15 protein-coding genes are annotated in these 17,025 nt (G+C 49.3%); 6 read left to right on the top strand and 9 right to left on the bottom strand.

Annotated features, from left to right (window positions below; genetic code table 11):
- Nucleotides 1-111 precede the first annotated feature (111 nt).
- Entirely contained in the window at nt 112-2,634 is a 2,523-nt protein-coding gene (locus B5X72_RS03875) for an ATP-binding protein (protein ID WP_079715533.1), read from the top strand.
- Between the two features lie 46 nt (nt 2,635-2,680).
- A complete protein-coding gene (mazG, locus tag B5X72_RS03870) occupies nt 2,681-3,484 on the top strand; it encodes a nucleoside triphosphate pyrophosphohydrolase (RefSeq protein ID WP_079715532.1) in 804 nt (267 codons plus the stop codon).
- On the opposite strand, the gene B5X72_RS03865 is transcribed toward mazG, so the two are convergent.
- On the bottom strand, nt 3,479-4,579 hold the full coding sequence (locus B5X72_RS03865; RefSeq protein WP_079715531.1) for a fatty acid desaturase family protein: 1,101 nt from the start codon (nt 4,577-4,579) through the stop codon (nt 3,479-3,481). The two genes, mazG and B5X72_RS03865, sit on opposite strands and share 6 nt — an antisense overlap.
- 75 nt (nt 4,580-4,654) lie before the next feature.
- Here B5X72_RS03865 and trpS point away from each other — a divergent pair, with 75 nt between their 5' ends.
- The 3 genes from trpS to kdsB are packed head-to-tail and all read left to right on the top strand — an operon-like array spanning nt 4,655 to nt 7,015.
- Complete coding sequence (gene trpS, locus B5X72_RS03860) at nt 4,655-5,650, top strand: tryptophan--tRNA ligase (RefSeq protein WP_079715530.1); 996 nt, start codon at nt 4,655-4,657, stop codon at nt 5,648-5,650.
- A gap of 1 nt (nt 5,651) precedes the next feature.
- Complete coding sequence (locus tag B5X72_RS03855) at nt 5,652-6,266, top strand: deoxynucleoside kinase (RefSeq protein ID WP_079715529.1); 615 nt, start codon at nt 5,652-5,654, stop codon at nt 6,264-6,266.
- Nucleotides 6,267-6,277: 11 nt separating this feature from the next.
- Nucleotides 6,278-7,015 carry a 3-deoxy-manno-octulosonate cytidylyltransferase gene (gene kdsB, locus B5X72_RS03850; RefSeq protein WP_079715995.1) on the top strand — a complete coding sequence of 246 codons (738 nt, stop codon included), beginning with the start codon at nt 6,278-6,280 and terminating at the stop codon, nt 7,013-7,015.
- A gap of 43 nt (nt 7,016-7,058) precedes the next feature.
- Here kdsB and B5X72_RS03845 read toward each other — a convergent pair whose 3' ends face one another.
- From B5X72_RS03845 to B5X72_RS03815, 7 genes are all read right to left on the bottom strand, one after another.
- Nucleotides 7,059-7,907 (bottom strand): sugar phosphate isomerase/epimerase family protein, encoded by an 849-nt coding sequence (locus B5X72_RS03845; RefSeq protein WP_079715528.1) that lies wholly within the window; start codon nt 7,905-7,907, stop codon nt 7,059-7,061.
- 108 nt (nt 7,908-8,015) lie between these two features.
- Nucleotides 8,016-8,912, bottom strand: a complete 897-nt coding sequence (locus B5X72_RS03840) for an aldo/keto reductase (protein WP_079715527.1) — start codon at nt 8,910-8,912, stop codon at nt 8,016-8,018.
- Nucleotides 8,909-9,646, bottom strand: a complete 738-nt coding sequence (locus B5X72_RS03835) for a BamJ family beta-barrel-assembly machinery protein (RefSeq protein ID WP_245826813.1) — start codon at nt 9,644-9,646, stop codon at nt 8,909-8,911. Before B5X72_RS03835 ends, B5X72_RS03840 begins: the two co-directional genes overlap by 4 nt.
- Nucleotides 9,647-9,755: 109 nt before the next feature.
- Nucleotides 9,756-10,973 carry an MFS transporter gene (locus B5X72_RS03830; RefSeq protein ID WP_079715525.1) on the bottom strand — a complete coding sequence of 406 codons (1,218 nt, stop codon included), beginning with the start codon at nt 10,971-10,973 and terminating at the stop codon, nt 9,756-9,758.
- Between the two features lie 126 nt (nt 10,974-11,099).
- Complete coding sequence (locus B5X72_RS03825; RefSeq protein ID WP_139378526.1) at nt 11,100-11,759, bottom strand: DedA family protein; 660 nt, start codon at nt 11,757-11,759, stop codon at nt 11,100-11,102.
- Nucleotides 11,760-11,950: 191 nt separating this feature from the next.
- Nucleotides 11,951-13,300, bottom strand: a complete 1,350-nt coding sequence (locus B5X72_RS03820; protein ID WP_079715523.1) for a GH1 family beta-glucosidase — start codon at nt 13,298-13,300, stop codon at nt 11,951-11,953.
- A gap of 4 nt (nt 13,301-13,304) precedes the next feature.
- Nucleotides 13,305-14,306 carry a glycosyltransferase family protein gene (locus B5X72_RS03815; RefSeq protein ID WP_079715522.1) on the bottom strand — a complete coding sequence of 334 codons (1,002 nt, stop codon included), beginning with the start codon at nt 14,304-14,306 and terminating at the stop codon, nt 13,305-13,307.
- A gap of 265 nt (nt 14,307-14,571) precedes the next feature.
- On the opposite strand from B5X72_RS03815, the gene B5X72_RS03810 reads away from it, so the two are divergent.
- Complete coding sequence (locus B5X72_RS03810; protein ID WP_079715994.1) at nt 14,572-15,522, top strand: zinc dependent phospholipase C family protein; 951 nt, start codon at nt 14,572-14,574, stop codon at nt 15,520-15,522.
- A 14-nt stretch (nt 15,523-15,536) separates the two neighbouring features.
- On the opposite strand, the gene B5X72_RS03805 is transcribed toward B5X72_RS03810, so the two are convergent.
- Complete coding sequence (locus tag B5X72_RS03805; RefSeq protein WP_079715521.1) at nt 15,537-17,012, bottom strand: aminotransferase-like domain-containing protein; 1,476 nt, start codon at nt 17,010-17,012, stop codon at nt 15,537-15,539.
- Nucleotides 17,013-17,025: the final 13 nt, after the last annotated feature.

Genomic DNA, 17,025 nt, shown 5'->3' with positions numbered 1-17,025 from the left:
GGCGGGCGCCGGATGATCATGGACCACCTATGATGATCACCGGCTGTCATAATATATTTAGCATAATTTTTGGTAACTTTACATGAAGTTACGAATAAGGAGGGATAGCCCATGCCGACACAAGACATACAGTCCACAGGAAGCGTACGGCGCAAGGTGATCTTTGTGTTCGTCACCTGCGCGGTTGCGCTGACCCTGGCGTGGGTGATCAGTCGCGTGGCTTTTACGGAGATGATGGATACCGTCGAAAACATTACGACGCCCGATCCGAAACTGGAAATGGTCAGCGCTATATCGCGGGATATCATGCGCCTCGATCAAATGCAGCGCGCCCAGGCGTTTGGCGGCAACACCTCTTACAAAAGCTTTTCCAAAGAATCTGCCGCAATCGTTTCCTCCTTGGATTCACTGAAACAATTGTATGCGGGCAGCGATGTCCAGCAGTCGCGGATAGACTCCATAAAAACCCTTCTCCGGCAACGCGACAGGTTATTCAATGCCTATGTGAGTGTCCGTGAAAAGGTTGTTGACAGTCGCGAATTTCTGGAACAGCTGCAATCATTAAGCGACGTTATTTACGAGCCAAGCCCGGACAGCACCATTGTAACCACCGAACGGAAACGCCGCACGACAACCATCGCGGGAGATACCAGTGCGATATCCGTCCCCATGGACAATGACGACCGCGGCTTCCTTGGCCGGCTTTTCGGCCGCAAACGCCAGGAGCAGCCACCATTGCCGGTAGTCGAGGAACGCCGGATGGTTGAGGAGGAACTGGAAACCATCATTGACACCATCAGGGCGGTACAACATGATAGCACATTAGCCCGCATTGACAGCGCAGTGCAGCGCTTCCAAATGTTGCAGCAACAACAGCGCGAGCTATTTGTCAGTCGGGAAAAAGACCTGACCATCGCCAGCAATACGCTTATCAGCAACATGCTCAGCATCCTCCATTCGGTAGAAAACGAGGCCATGCAGCAGATGGAAGTGGATAACCAGCAAGCCCGCGCCGTAGTGAGTGACAGTGTATGGCGTATCAGTGCTATCATTCTCGCATTTTTCATCATCACCGCCATCATGGTGTATTTAATTTTAGGTGATATCCGTCGAAACAATGCATACCGTGTGGCGCTGGAGGCGGCAAAGGAAGAAGCTGAATATCACGCCGCGGCAAAACAACGTTTCCTGGCCAATATGAGCCACGAACTGCGTACCCCTCTTCAATCCATCATCGGTTATGCCGAGCAGCTCAAGGATGGACGGCAAGCCGATGACGTTAAGATTGACGCTATCTACCAGTCTTCGGAGCATCTCTTGCAAATCGTCAATGAAATTCTGGACTATAGCCGCATCACATCCGGTAAAATCGTGCTTAATGAAAAGCCTTTTGCCGTGGAAGGCTTGGTGAACAGTGTGGTGTCTGTCATGAAAACACAGGCTCAAGCCAAAGGACTGGTCCTGGAGTTCAACACCCGCATTTTGGGTTCGGGGCAAGTAACGGGCGACGCCTTCCGCATCAAACAGATTTTATTCAACTTGCTCAGCAATGCCATTAAATTTACTGAACGTGGCAAGGTGACGCTCAACGTCAGTACGGCTGTATATAACGAAAAGACCGAATTCAACATGGTGGTAAAGGATACCGGTAAAGGCATACCTCCGGAAGATCTTGACCGCATATTCAATGACTTTGAACAGTCAGAAAATGCCAACTCGGGTGTCCATTTCGGCAGTGGGCTGGGATTGAGCATTGTAAAAGCCATATGCGAGAGCATGGGCGGCGATATCCGGGTGGAAAGCAAGAAGGGATTCGGATCGGTCTTTAAAGTCAACCTCCCGCTAAAAACAGCCGCCGTCACGGCACCTGAAAAACCAGTGCCTGAGGCGCATACCGCCCGGAAACAGGTCGACGGCGGCGTATGGATTATTGACGACGATAGGCTGATTCTTGGTTTATGCCAAAATATTCTTGACAAATACCACATTCCCTATCGTTGTTTCTTATCCCCGCGCGACGTATTGGCGGCGGAATGGGATCCCCAGGTTAAGACCGTGTTGATGGATATCCGGATGCCGGAAATGGATGGTACCCAACTCAATCGAAAATTGCGCCGCAAAATCACCACAACAGGCGTAAACATCTACGCTTGCACCGCCCAAGTGCTGCCGGAAGAGCAGGAACAAATCCTCGCACAAGGATTTGACGGCCTATTGCTTAAGCCGTTCAAGGAGGCCGATCTACTTCACCTATTGGGCGTTTCCCAGCCCATACAGCCCAACGGTGCCAATGGCGAAATAACCTCAATTCAACGCTTTTCGCCGGACGACGAGGTGCAAACCCACAACATCATCGCGCTTTATACCCGTGATACCACCTCGGATATTGCCGCCTTAAACGAGTATTACCGCGCACACGACCTGGAAAATGTAGAATTGCTGTTGCATCGCATCGCGGGACGGACAGCGCAAATCGGAGCCGAAAAAATAGCCTTCCTGCTACGCAAAATGGAAATCGACGCCCGCAGTGGCGATTTGCCGCAAGAAACAGAATTACGGCGCACCCTCTTGCAGCTCGATGAATTGATGCAACAATTGCAGATTCACGGCAACCCAAATGCGGTGGGTGTATAAGCGTCCGATGCAATTTTATTACCTTTGTTGGTAAAAACAAGACAACATGCCGCATACCCCACCCCCTCCCCAGGAAACACCCGCAACAGCCTTCGAGCGCTTGCTGACCGTATTGCATACGCTACGCACAGCGTGCCCATGGGACAGGAAACAGACGATGGAATCGCTCCGCCATCTAAGCATCGAGGAAATGTATGAGTTGGGGGATGCGATTCTGGACAACGATTTACCCGAAGTAAAAAAAGAACTCGGCGACCTCATGATGCATTTGGTATTCTACGCGCGCATCGCAGAAGAACAAGCCGCCTTTGACATCGTGGATGTGCTTAACAGCGTCTGCGAAAAACTAATTAGCCGCCACCCCCACATCTATGGCGACATGGATGTAGCCAATGAGGAGGATGTAAAACGCAATTGGGAACAGATTAAACTCAAAGAAGGCAATACGTCCGTACTTGCTGGGGTACCTCGTTCATTACCCGCGTTGGTAAAAGCGTACCGTATCCAGGACAAAGTGCGAGGCGTCGGGTTTGATTGGGAAGAAAAGCACCAAGTATGGCAGAAGGTAGAGGAAGAACTGGCTGAATTCAAAAACGAGTTTGACGTCACGAACGCGGAAGCCATAGATGCCGAACGGGCAGAAGCAGAATTTGGCGATCTGCTCTTTTCTCTGGTCAATTACGCCCGGTTCATTGGTATCAACCCCGAAAACGCCCTGGAGCGCACAAATAAGAAGTTTATTAAGCGATTCACTCATTTGGAGGCCCGCGCACACGAACAGGGCAAGAGCCTTAAGGAGATGACGCTTGCCGAAATGGATGTTTACTGGGAAGAAGCCAAAAACCTATAATTCGCCATGTTGGAACAAGCTCTCTCCCGATCCCTGTTTTTTCAACAACACGAAGTGTGAGCGCACCGCTTTCATCGCCGGATAACAGGTGTAGGGTAAGTTGTATTCCTTTGCATACCGCTTGATGATGGGTGTGATATAAGGATAGTAAGTATGCGCCACATGCGGAAACAAGTGATGGGCTACGTGGTGCGTAAAGCCGCCAAAAAGGAAATTGGCTACCGGACTATCGGCACTGAAATCTTTGGTCACCATCATCTGGTGTTCGGCCCACGTCACCCCCATTTTGCCATCCGCCGGAGGCAGCGGGAAGATGGCGGTCTCATCTACATGGGTAGATATGAGTGCTATAACCCCCAGCATACTACCAAAAATGTGCATACATAACCAGCCCAGTACAATCACATACCATGGCTGGTTCAGCACCAGCATTGGAATAGCCAGCAGGTAAAACAGGTTACCGAGCTTCGCCGCAAACAGCCGATAATATTCCACTTTAGGTATTTTCACAACTCGCTTGACGTAATTATCCTTCGTACCGAAAAAATCCTTAAAGTCACGAATGAATAACCAATTGAGGGTATACAGCGGGTAAAGCAGAAACATATAGATATGCTGGTAATTGTGCTGCTTCAAATGGGGCGTATCAGGAAAAATGCGTACCATGTCGCTTTGCTTGATATCGGTATCCCAATGCTGGATATTGGGATACGGATGGTGCAGCAGGTTATGGCGCTTGCCCCAGAGCCAACTGTTACTGCCGAACAGTTCCAGCACATACATAAATTGCCGGTTGTGTTTGCGTTTTTTGAATACCGCTCCATGGGCGGCATCATGAAACGCATTAATGAAGAGCATAATCATTGAAAAGCCCAACAAAATATAACACAAAAACAACAACGGGGTATAGTTTCCAAAAAGCAATATGCAGGTATAGCAGGCAAAATAAAGAAAAAGCAGGAAATAGGTTTTTGCCACATTACGCCGCTGTATGCGCTTATCGCTCAACACCTTCTCCTGTACTTCCTTTTGAAGTTTTTTAAAGAAATCGTCCGGTCCGGGCTTCTTATATGTTGGTTTAACGAGTGTTTCCATAGTCGACCGCTGATTAGTCCTTGCGGTCACAAAAATAAGGATAATAGCGGAGAATTCCTTATTTTCGCGGTCAATATGGAAACAGTTGTGAGCGGTATCCGCAGTACCGGAAAACTACATTTAGGAAATTACTACGGGGCAGTGAGAAATTTTGTACAGATGCAGCATGAGCACAACTGCTTTTTCTTCATCGCTGATCTCCATTCACTGACCACCCACCCTACACCCGACGATCTACAGGCCAACGTACGCCAGGTGGTGGTAGAATACCTCGCGGCCGGCATTGACCCCGAGGTGGCAACCATCTACGTTCAATCCGAAGTGCCCGAAGTGGCTGAATTATACCTCTACCTCAACATGAATGCCTATCTTGGCGAGCTGGAACGTGCGGCATCATTTAAGGATAAGGTAAGAGCTAATCCCAACAACGTCAATGCCGGCTTGCTCACCTATCCGGTATTAATGGCGGCCGATATTCTATTGCACCGGGCTACCAAGGTGCCGGTAGGTAAAGACCAGGAGCAGCATCTGGAAATGACCAGAACGTTTGCCAATCGGTTCAACCGCATGTACAACACAGCGTATTTCACGGAACCGCACGCATTTTCATTTAGCAAGCAGCTCATCAAGATTCCCGGACTGGATGGCAAAGGAAAAATGGGGAAATCAGAAGGCGAGGCCAATGCGGTTTACCTGTCGGACACCCCTGAAACGATCCGGAAGAAAGTGATGCGTGCCGTGACCGACAGTGGCCCCACGGAGCCCAACCAGCAAAAGCCGGAAGCCATACAAAATCTCTTTACGCTGCTCGAAGCGGTATCCTCGCCTGACACGGTGATGCATTTCGACGAACAATACAACCGGTGCGAAATACGTTACGGCGATCTGAAAAAGCAATTGGCGGAGGACATGATTATCGCCACGGCAACTGTTCGTGAACGTATCCATGAAATTTCCAACGATAACGAGTATATTAGCAAGATGATTCGCCTTGGAAATGAAAAAGCACGGGAAAGTGCTCGCAAAACCATCGCGGACGTACGCGAAATTATCGGCATTAGAACGTTATAGTATGCATATCGCCATCGTAGGAAATATCGGAGCGGGAAAAACAACACTTACCAAACTGCTGGCCAATCACCTCAAATGGGAACCGCAGTTTGAAGCTGTGGATGACAATCCTTACCTGGAGGATTTTTACAGCGACATGAAACGCTGGGCGTTCAACCTGCAAATTTATTTCCTCAACAGCAGGTTTAGGCACATTGTGCAGCTACAACAAAAAGAAATAAACATCATCCAAGACCGCACCATTTACGAAGACGCTTATATCTTTGCCGAAAACCTGTATGATATGGGGTTGATGAGTGCCCGCGATTTCGAAAACTATAGTAATATCTTCGAAAGCATCATCTCCTACATCAAACCACCCGATCTGCTTATCTACCTGCGGGCTTCCGTACCGACATTGGTCGAGAATATCCAGACAAGGGGGCGGGAATACGAAGCAAACATCCGGTTGGATTACCTTTCTAAGCTCAATGCGAAGTATGAAAAATGGATAAAGAATTATAAGGACGGAAAGCTACTCGTATTGGATAAAGACAAACTCGATTTTGCTAATAATCCCGAAGATATGGGCTTTGTCCTTCAGAAAATTGAAACAGAATTGTTTGGATTGTTTTAAACGTGTCTCACATCAAAACCATAGGCATTATCCCTGCGCGTTATGCGTCAAGCCGTTTTCCGGGCAAGCCTCTTATCGATATTGCGGGCAAAAGTATGATACAGCGGGTATATGAGCAGGCCATACAAAGTCAGTCGCTTGATCAAGTGGTCGTCGCCACCGATGACGAGCGCATCCTTGCCCATGTGCGCACCTTCGGCGGGAACGTATTGATGACCGCAGGCACTCACCAGAGCGGTACAGACCGGTGTGCGGAGGTGCTTACCGTTTACAGCGGTTTTGATGTCGCCATTAATATCCAGGGTGATGAGCCGTACATCGATCCTGCACAGATTGATTTATTGGTCAGCTGTTTTGACAATAAGCATGTTCAAATCGCAACGTTGATAAAACGAATTTCAACTGCCGAAGAGTTATTCAATACAGGAATTCCCAAAGTGGTGGTCAACCGTACGGGGCAAGCCATTTATTTCAGCAGACAAACAATCCCTTTTCAGCGGAATGCCCCCTCCCAGGACTGGCTTCATTTGCATCCTTATTATAAACATATTGGCATTTACGGCTACAGGTCAGCCATCTTGGCAGAATTGACCAAACTCCCGGTTTCTTCCCTTGAACAGGCAGAGGCGTTGGAACAGCTCCGGTGGCTTGAAAACGGCTATCACATCCAAACGGCAGAAACCAAGGTAGAAACCATCGCCGTGGATACCCCCGAAGACTTGGATCGGCTAAAAGCGATGAAGCAGTAGGCTATGGGCGGTACCCCAAAGCCTACCGCCCATAGCCTAAAGCCTACTTCTCAGCCAACAACTTTCTGAAGTTTGCAACACTTTGGGCCACGTCGCCTGCATTATCTTCCCAGTTATGTTCGTACTCTGCTGAAATGTTGCCCTTAAAGCCTTGGCGTTTTAATTCGGCAATTACGCCTTCCACGTTACACACACCCGTCCCCCAATGCACGTCATGGGTCTTTGGTGTCTTTTCTGCCAAGTCTTTGAAATGCAAGCTCACCAGATGACCTTCATATTGTTTTAAGCTTTCTACCGGATCCAAGCCCGACCGAACCCAATGACCGATATCAGCACAAGCGCCCACATACTTACTATTGGCTTTCGCAATTGCTTCCAGCACGATAGCCGGATCCCAGTACTTGGTAGGCTTCGGATGGTTATGTATACCCACTTTAATCTTATACCGATTGGCCAGCTCGCCTATTAAAGGCAAGAACTCCACATTTGGCTCAGTATTAATGACCTTGATACCCATTGCCTTCGCAAATTCGAACAGCTGTTTCCATTCTTCTTCCGTCGTACCATTCACTACGCCAAACGCACATAGCTTTACCTTTTTCTTTTTCAGTGCGTTAAGAATCGCCTTACGCTTTTCAGCATCCATTTTATAATCCATTTTCCCGTCAATTCCGCCGCCAATCTCTTGCCCATTGAACGCTTCCACCGAATTCATTCCTGCGCCTAATGTCTTGTCGACAGCCTCAAAAAAAGTAAACCGGTTGAAGGTATACGTTTGCGCAGATAAGTACCAGCCCAGTTTCTTTTCCGGCTGCTGTGCATATAAAGCGGTCACGCCCATTACTAACGTTATGCATCCTGTGAGGATAGCGAATCTTAGGTGCTTTTTCATTGCTATTGAATTAGTGTTTATAATATTGTGTCAAGTAGTCGATAAGTGAACAGCCAGCCGCAAGCAGGGTACGCCGACGTTCAGCCAGGCTAAATCCTTCCCCCGCCGTCAACGGTGCCCTTCATAGTGGAACGAACGTACAGCATGGCGCAACTGTTCCCGTTGAAGCCCGGACAATGGCACCGCACGACGCAGCGTGCGGACGGCTTCATCCAATTGCGCTGCCGTCCGCATCCCCAAGACGACAGTAGCGACAGCCGGATGGCCCCATACATAGCCCAGTGCGATATCCAGTGGGTCCAGGTCCGTCTCAGCCGCTAGTTTGGCTACCGCTTTCGCTGCCTTTGCGACTTCCCCATCCGTATACTGCAAATAACTGTCAGCGGCTTTGCCTACAAGCAGCCCCTGAGCAACGGCTCCGCGACAGATGACGCTAATGCCATGATTATTTAGCAAATCCAGCAGTTCTTCCTCCGGCCGGTGATCCAACAAGCTATACTGCATCATCACACTGACCATATTTGACCGCCTGACATATTCCCTAATCACGTTTGGCCGGATAGATGAGAGGCCATACCAACGTATTTTCCCCTGCTGCTTCAACAATTCAAAGGCTTCTATGGTCTCATCAATGGGGTCGTCGATGGTACCTCCATGCAGTTGGTACAAGTCGATATAGTCCGTTTTAAGCCGCTTGAGACTTTGCTCAACACTTTTCAGGATATACGCTTTATGCGGATTCCAATCCCAACCGCTCCCGTCGCTACGCCACTGGTTGCCCACCTTGGTGGCAATGAGGATATCTTTGCGAATCGGCCGAAGGGCTTCCCCCACGTACAATTCATTTAATCCTTTTTGATATAGATCAGCGGTATCGAAATAGTTGATTCCCGCATCAGCCGCTTTACGCAACATATCTTTGTAAGTTGTTGCGTTTTCACCCAAAGACATACAGCCAAAGCTGAGCGGGCTCACATATAAATCCGATTTACCTAATTGATTCATTTCATTTCATCAGCCGGCCCGATCGTGATCGGAGTCTCCTCGTTGGCCTTCTGCACGGAAATAAGCTCCACATCAAAAATCAATGGGCTAAAAGGTGGAATATCCTGCCCAGCTCCGCGCTCACCATATCCCAGCTCATAAGGAATAAAAATCCGATAGTGAGCGCCGACTGGTACCAGTTGCAAGCCCTCCTGCCATCCTTCGATGACACGATCAAGCGGGAACGTCGCGGGTTCGCCCCGTTCATACGAACTGTCAAAGACCTTACCGTCACTCAGTTGTCCTTTGTAATGCACCGTGACGGTATCCGCCAGTGCAGGTTTCTCACCTGCGCCTTCCCGGATAATTTCGTATTGAAGGCCGGAGGCTGTGGTAACAACACCCGGCTTTGCCTTGTTGTTTTCCATAAATGCATTCGCTTCATCCTTCAATCGTGCATCGAGCTTCTCCCGGGCAGCGGTTATCGCGTCCATAATCAGTTCGCGTTCTTGCTCTTCCTCAAAAACGGATGCTTTTCCAGCAAATATATCGGCAATGGCCTGGCCAAGTGCCGTGGCGTTGATTTCCTCAAGTCCTGTGCGCTTCAGGTCGCGGGCAATAGAAGCGCCAAAAGCATAGGCAACAGAGTCTTTGCGGTTTTTTAAGGCGGCCCCACTATTGACGCCGGTTTGCTGCGCATTTGCAAGTCCAGCATACATCAAACAACACACCGCGGTGATACGTAAATAATTCATATTGGATAATTAGTGATAGTGCCTACTCAGCGTGTCAAATATACACACTTATTTCATCGTTGCGGGTGTTTTTTCTTTAATTATTGATAGCCTATTCATCCGATCGGCATCAATGCGATCGCTTCGCCAGGTCCGGCAACAATGCAGCGACAATGCCGATCAACGGCAGAAATGAGCAGATGTGGTATACAAAATCAATGCCTTGGCTATCCGCAAGTTTACCAAGCACCGCGGACCCGATTCCGCCCATGCCAAAGGCAAATCCAAAGAACAATCCGGACACCAACCCTACATTGCCCGGCAATAATTCCTGCGCATAAACCAGTATTGCCGAAAACGCGGAGGCGATGATCACACCGATTACGAAGGATAAAATGATTGTCCAAAACAGGTTAGCGTATGGCAATGCCAACGTGAACGGTGACGCACCCAAGATAGACAGCCAGATAACGTACTTCCGGCCAATACGGTCGCCCACGGGGCCACCAATCATCGTTCCGGCAGCCACGGCAAACAGAAAGATAAATAGATAAAACTGTGATTGCTGCACGGATACACCAAACTTATCCATCAGGTAAAAGGTGTAATAGCTGGTAAGGCTCGCAAAATAAAAATATTTGGAGAAGATAAGTACCAGCAACACCGCAATAGACACTATCACGGTCTTACGTGGCAATGACTGTTGGACGACTGCCTTGACTTTATTTCGCCTTAGGATGTAGTTACGGATAGATTTCGGTTTATACCATTTCCCTACCCGATAGAGGATGACAATAGCTGTAAGCGCGGCAAATGAAAACCAAATGACATTAAATCGCCCAAAGGGCGCGATAAGCATCGCTGCCAGCAGCGGGCCGATGGCACTTCCGGCATTGCCCCCTACCTGAAACAACGACTGTGCAAAGCCCCGCCGGCCACCTGACGCGACATAAGCCATACGCGAAGCCTCAGGATGAAAGACAGACGAACCGGCTCCCACGAAAGCAACGGATACCAAGATCCAGTAGTAACTCGGCGCCAGGGCCATCATGACCAGCCCTGTAAGGCTAAATCCCATCCCTACCGGCAAGGCATAAGGATAAGGCTTACTATCGGTAATGATGCCCACCAGCGGTTGCAGTAATGAAGATGAAAGCTGAAATACCAGCGTAATCACGCCAATCTGCGAAAAACTCAGCTGGAACGAATCTTTAACGATGGGATAAATCGCCGGAATAAGGGATTGGATGGTATCATTAAGCAGATGCGAGAAGCTTAAGGCAAACAGTACGGGATAAATGGTGGCAGATACGTGTTGTTTGGTAACGACAGATTCTTCTGTGTCCATAAGTACATAATGAAGTTTTGCGCAAAGCTAAACATTCCTTTCACTCCACCATGCATTTTTACGTATCAACTTACTTATCCCAACACCCGGAAGCTAAGCATCCGCATTTGGGAACGGCGGGTCGGGTCAGCATTCCTCTTCTTCAAGCATCTCGGCCTCGGCATAAGCCGGTGTCTTCTTCTTTCCGGTAATCATTTTTATGACCACAGGCGCCGTCGCAGCAACTACAATACCGATAATCACATACTCGAGATTATGCTGTACCCATTCATTTTCGCCGAGCAGGTACCCCAACGTGACGAGGCTGCCCACCCAGAGGATTCCCCCCGCGACGTTATAAAAAGCAAACTTCCTGAAATCCATCTCCACGATGCCCGCCACGATGGGGGCAAATGTCCGCACCACTGGAAGAAAACGCGCGAGGATGATCGCTACACCGCCCCGTTTATGATAAAAGTCCTGTGCCCGGAAGATGTATTCCTTCTTAAAAAGCCAGTTATCTTTCATCTTCAGCAAACGATGCCCGAAATACTTGCCGCACCAATAACCTACAAAATTGCCCAAAATGCCTGCGGAAGCAATCAAGGCAATCCAATACAACAACGTAAGCACGGAGTCTACCGGGCCAAGCGTCAGGTTGGCAATAATGATTCCTGCAATAAACAAGATCGGATCACCCGGCAGGAAAAACCCGATAAGAATGCCGGTTTCGGCAAAAACAATAAATAACAATAAATAAAGACCACCATGTGCAACAATCCAATCGGGATTGCTGAGATTATTCAAAAATGCTAAAAATTCCGCCACTGATTAAAAAAAATAAAAGCAAAAGAACTAACCAAAACTGGAAAAAGATTGTACAAAATCATGCCACATTGGAGAAAACATGATTTATTTTCAGGGCCATCAACCCGAAATGTCATTGTAGTGACAAATCACTTTCGGCTGCTATCCAAAAAACCGATGCCCACGATTTCTCATTCAGCAAAGATACTATTCGCCAAGAAACTTCCATACCACTTCCCGGAGTCTTTCATCGTCCGCTGTTGTGTTTCGAAATCAACATGTACCAAGCCAAACCGTGGATGATAGCCTTCCGCCCATTCGAAATTGTCTGTGAGCGTCCAAATAAAATACCCGTGGATATTCAGTCCTTCGCGTTTGGCACGAAGCACCTGTGCAAGATGATCTTTCAAATACTGGATACGTAACCGATCGTGCACTGCTCCCCCCTCCACGACATCGGCAAACGCCGCCCCGTTCTCCGTTATGTAAATATCGGGTATATTGGGGTACGCATTGAATTGCTTAATCATCTCATAGATCGCCTCAGGATATACTTCCCATCCCATCTCGGTGACGAGCGGCACGTGCCGTTTTTTTGCAGGAACAAGACGTGCTTGCAAGTAGGGTACAAAATACGAATGGCGTATCACTTCCCGGGTGTAATTTTGAATGCCGATAAAATCGAAATCAAACGGTAGCTGTGTTTCATCTCCGGCCATCATGTACCGCTCAATGCCTGCCAGCGCTTTCAAATCGGCCGTAGGGTAGCCCATCCCCAATATAGGCTCAATGAAAAGCCGGTTGATCAATGCATCGGCCCGTTTCGCGGCATCCACATCGCGCCTTCTGGAACTCGCCGCGTGAATACTCGAGCAGCTGAATGTGCTTCCAATTCGCGCATTTTTTGTTTCAGCACGTAGCAGCCGGCCGATATGGCCCATCGCCAGCGCGGCATGGTGAGCTGCCGGGAAGAAATTGCGCAATCCGGTAAGACCGGGCGCATGCACCCCGAAGAAGTAACCTGCGCCTGTAAATACTGCAGGTTCATTGAGTACCATCCAATGCCGTACGCGATCGCCCAAGCGCCTTACGACACGCTCGGCATACGCTTCCAGCCAACCAAGCACATCGCGGTTCGTCCATCCACCCTTGTCTTGCAGCGCTTGTGGAAGATCCCAATGGTAGAGCGTGATCCAGGGTGTGATACCCTGCGCCAAACAATGATCGACCAAACGTTCGTAAAAATCCATGCCCTGTGCATTGAACCGACCGGTTCCTTCCGGCAAGATGCGGGGCCACGATAGCGAAAACCGGAAGTTGGGAATATGCATTTCTTTGATCAAAGCGATATCCGTTTGGTACCGGTTATAGAAATCACACGCGGTATGTGCGCGATGATTATACTTGATTTTACCTTTTTTACCGGCAAACGTATCCCATATCGATGGGCCCTTGCCATCCGCATCACACACCCCTTCCGTCTGGAAGGCCGCACTGGAGACCCCCCATTGAAAGTCATGTCCAAAATCCGATCTTACCATGTAGCTATGCCAATGCTTTGCGGACGTGCGCGTCCAAGAGGTTGTCGATGATGGCTTGTGTACAATCCGGGTAATCTACCGCAACCGTGTGTCTACTGGTCAACCATGCTTCAATAGCAGCGTCATTTTTAGGCTTCAGGCTCTTAATCACCGGAATTCCCATCTCTTCAAGTGCCGCCGCATTAAGGTGCTGTTCATACTGGTTTTTCATCGGGATGACCAGCAATTTCTTTTGCAGGAACATCGCTTCCGCAGGCGTTTCAAACCCTGCCCCACATAGCACGCCCGCCGAGCTGGCCATACTTTGGATAAAGGCCTCATTGGCTATCGGTTGCACACGCACATTGCGCATCTCGAACGGAATCTTGTTGTGCTTCGAAAACACCTCCCACTGAACATCGGGAAAACGCATCAGATGTTTGAGCAGTCGCGCATCGTCATATGCCGGAAGATATACCGTGTAATGCCCTTTGTCCGTCACATCCAACCGGCGCACCTGCTGGCGAATCACAGGCGTAAATATCCTCGCGCTGTACCGCTTAAAGTGGAAGCCATAGTTGAACGTCGCAGGCGCATAGTTCTTCATAATAAATTTGCCTACCATGTCCTGATCCTTGGGTTTAGGCGCCTGGACATCCATTGCCGCAGCCTGGTGGCTGAGTCCGATGCATGCCTTATCGCGGATGTTGCACGCCCAAGCAGATATCGGCTCAAAATCATTGATGATTAAGTCATACTGGTCAACGGGTAATGTGTTGACTTCCTGGATAAGCCTGCGCACGGTGGAACTCATAAACGTTTTCCACAAATCTACCCCACCTTTTTTGCCAAAGATAAAACTGAGCCCGTGCATACGGTATTTTACAGGAAACGGCAAGACCAAATCTGCCTGGATACCACTGACCAGTACATCAACCGTAGCACGCTGCTGCAAACAGGGTACCACATCCATAGCACGGCTTAGATGACCGTTGCCCGTACCTTGCACTGCATAGAGGATTTTCATAGTAAGACGATAGACATCAGACGTGACACCATAAACATGAAGCATCAGGCTCCCCACTTCCGGGCTTCCGACTCTTCAATGCCTAAACGCTGAGGCCAAAAAACGAAAAAAAATACGGCTTTTCAAACCTACCATCCAATTTATTAACTTTTTCATAGCTGCCGTGTTGAAAATTCTTATGCTAATTACCGAATTTAATATTACCCCAGCGTTAAAAACCCATGAAAGATTTGTGATTCTGCCTTATATCCGCTATCTTTCGTCGATGAACCGAATCTGCCTACTGCCGTTATGCATCCTATTGTGGGTGATGCTTTCCTCCTGGGGCTTCCATGCCCATAAGCTCATCAATCAGATGGCCGTATTTACCTTGCCGGCTGCCGTGGCCGGATTCTACAAACATCATGTAGACTACATCACCGAGCATGCTATCGACGCTGATAAACGATGTTATGTAGACACCGCGGAATCGCCCCGTCACTTCATTGACGCCGACCGTTATGGCCAGCAGCCATTCGACACCATCCCTATCCATTGGTCAGCCGCTATCGGTAAGTTCACCGAACGCAGGTTGCTCGCGTCAGGCATTCTTCCCTGGCAAATCAACCGGAGCTACCTAAATCTCGTCGATGCGCTTTCTTCCGGAGACCTGCAGCGGATATTACGGCATTCAGCTGACATTGGTCATTATGTCGCGGACGCCCATGTGCCGTTACATACCACGAGCAATTACAACGGACAGCAGACCAACCAAGTGGGCATCCATGCCTTTTGGGAAAGCCGCCTGCCGGAGCTCTTTTCGGGCAGCTATGACTTTATGGTTGGCCGCGCCCGCTACGTAAATTCACCCCTGGAAGAAGCATGGCGTATTGTAAAAGAAAGCTATGCATTAGTGGATGATGTGCTGGGCATCGAAGCCGAACTGAATGAGGCATACCCCGCTGACCGCAAATATGGATATGTTGAACGCAACCGGGTACTCACACGTTCGTATTCCGATGAATATTCATTGGCATACCACGAGGCGTTAGCAGGGATGGTCGAGCGGAGGATGCGTGGAGCTATCCTGAGCATCGGCAACTTTTGGTACTCCGCGTGGATAGATGCCGGGCAGCCAAACCTGCAAAAACTCACCTTCGGAAATGACGCCGCCACGGACACCTTACCCATGCCCGCAGACGGGCAGGAAATCCTTGGCAGGAAGGAGTGGCATTAGCTAAATAACAGTGCCTACATTGTCCGGGCTGCTTGCCCCATCAACGCCACCACCTCCGTCAATGCGGGTTGCGGAAGACTGCCAAACCCCAAGCGAATACCACAATGCATGTTGGATTGATACAACAGGTACCGAGGCAAGTGAACCTCATGTTGCGCACAAAGATCCCTTAAGCGCATTAAGTTCAATTCTTTAGGCCATCGTGTCCAGATGGCCAGTCCCCCGCTTGGCACGTTAAAATCGACAAATGACGCCAAATGCTCATTCAACAATGACGCCAACATATTCCGGCGAGCTTTGTATTCCAAGGTTGTTTTTTTCAAGTAACGATGAATTTCACCATCAGCAATCATCTCTCCAAGGGCTAATTCGGTCAGCGCGTCGCCGTGGCGGTCCATGACCCCTAAAAGCTTTCCCATTTCGTTAATCAGTTCCGGCGGGGCGACAATAAATCCGGAACGGAAACCAGGCGCCATCGGCTTACCAAAAGTCCCGACGTAAACGACCATTCCTTCCGTGTCTGTGCTAGCCATGGGGAGCTGGGGGCAATCGTCGTAATGAAAGTCATAATCGTAGTCATCCTCCACAATGACGAATCCATATTGGGCGGATAATTCCAACAGCTCTGCCCTGCGCTGCGCACTGAATGCCACCGTAGTCGGATAATGATGGTGAGGCGTAATATACAGCATGCGGAAAGGCTGCCGCTCGCAAAGCGTCCGGATGGCAGCAACATCAAGTCCCTCCGCGTCAACCGGCACCGTCATGATGGCTGCTCCAGCCTTCTGCAAGATCATGTTGGTCGCAAAGTAGCTAAGTTCACCAACCACTACACGATCGCCCGGAGTTATCAGTGTCTCCGCCACAATATAAACACTTAGCTCCAAGCTACGTGTCACGAGGATGTGCTCTTTTGAGATATGCAGCCCTCGCGTCAGGTTGAGGAAATTCGCCAGGTTCTCCTTGTAATATGCGACGCCCATCATGTTGTTATAGCCCAACTTGGGCCGATTGCCCTTTCGCTTCATGTTGGTACGCAGCAACCGTGTCAGGTAATCCACATGAGACAACCTGGGGTCCGGAAGCCCGTCGTCGAGCGTATATTTTGCAGACGAATAGTCAAAGGGGTTGTCCAAGACACTCCATTTTCTAAAATGGAAACCAGCCTGCTGAGGGTAAGCGACCACGCCCATTGCCCGCAATCGCCGTTTTTTTTCCGCCCCGCTATTGCTGACGAACGAGCCCTTGCTGGGATGGATGGCTATCCACCCCTGGGCATCCAGTTCGGCATAGCTTGCTGCCACCGTATTGCGATGCACGCCCAGCAATTTACCCATTTGCCGACTTCCGGGCAGTTTATGCCCATCCGTCAAATAACCACGTTGAATGGCGCTGATCAGCTGATTGGCCACTTGAAGGTATACAGGTGTGGCCGATAGGCGATCAATTTGGATAAAACTACGATATGGAACTAAAACCGGACTACCCATAAAATAAAAACTG

This window comes from Parapedobacter luteus, from assembly GCF_900168055.1.
GTDB classification, from domain to species: domain Bacteria; phylum Bacteroidota; class Bacteroidia; order Sphingobacteriales; family Sphingobacteriaceae; genus Parapedobacter; species Parapedobacter luteus.
This window is presented reverse-complemented; position numbering and strand designations above follow the sequence as displayed.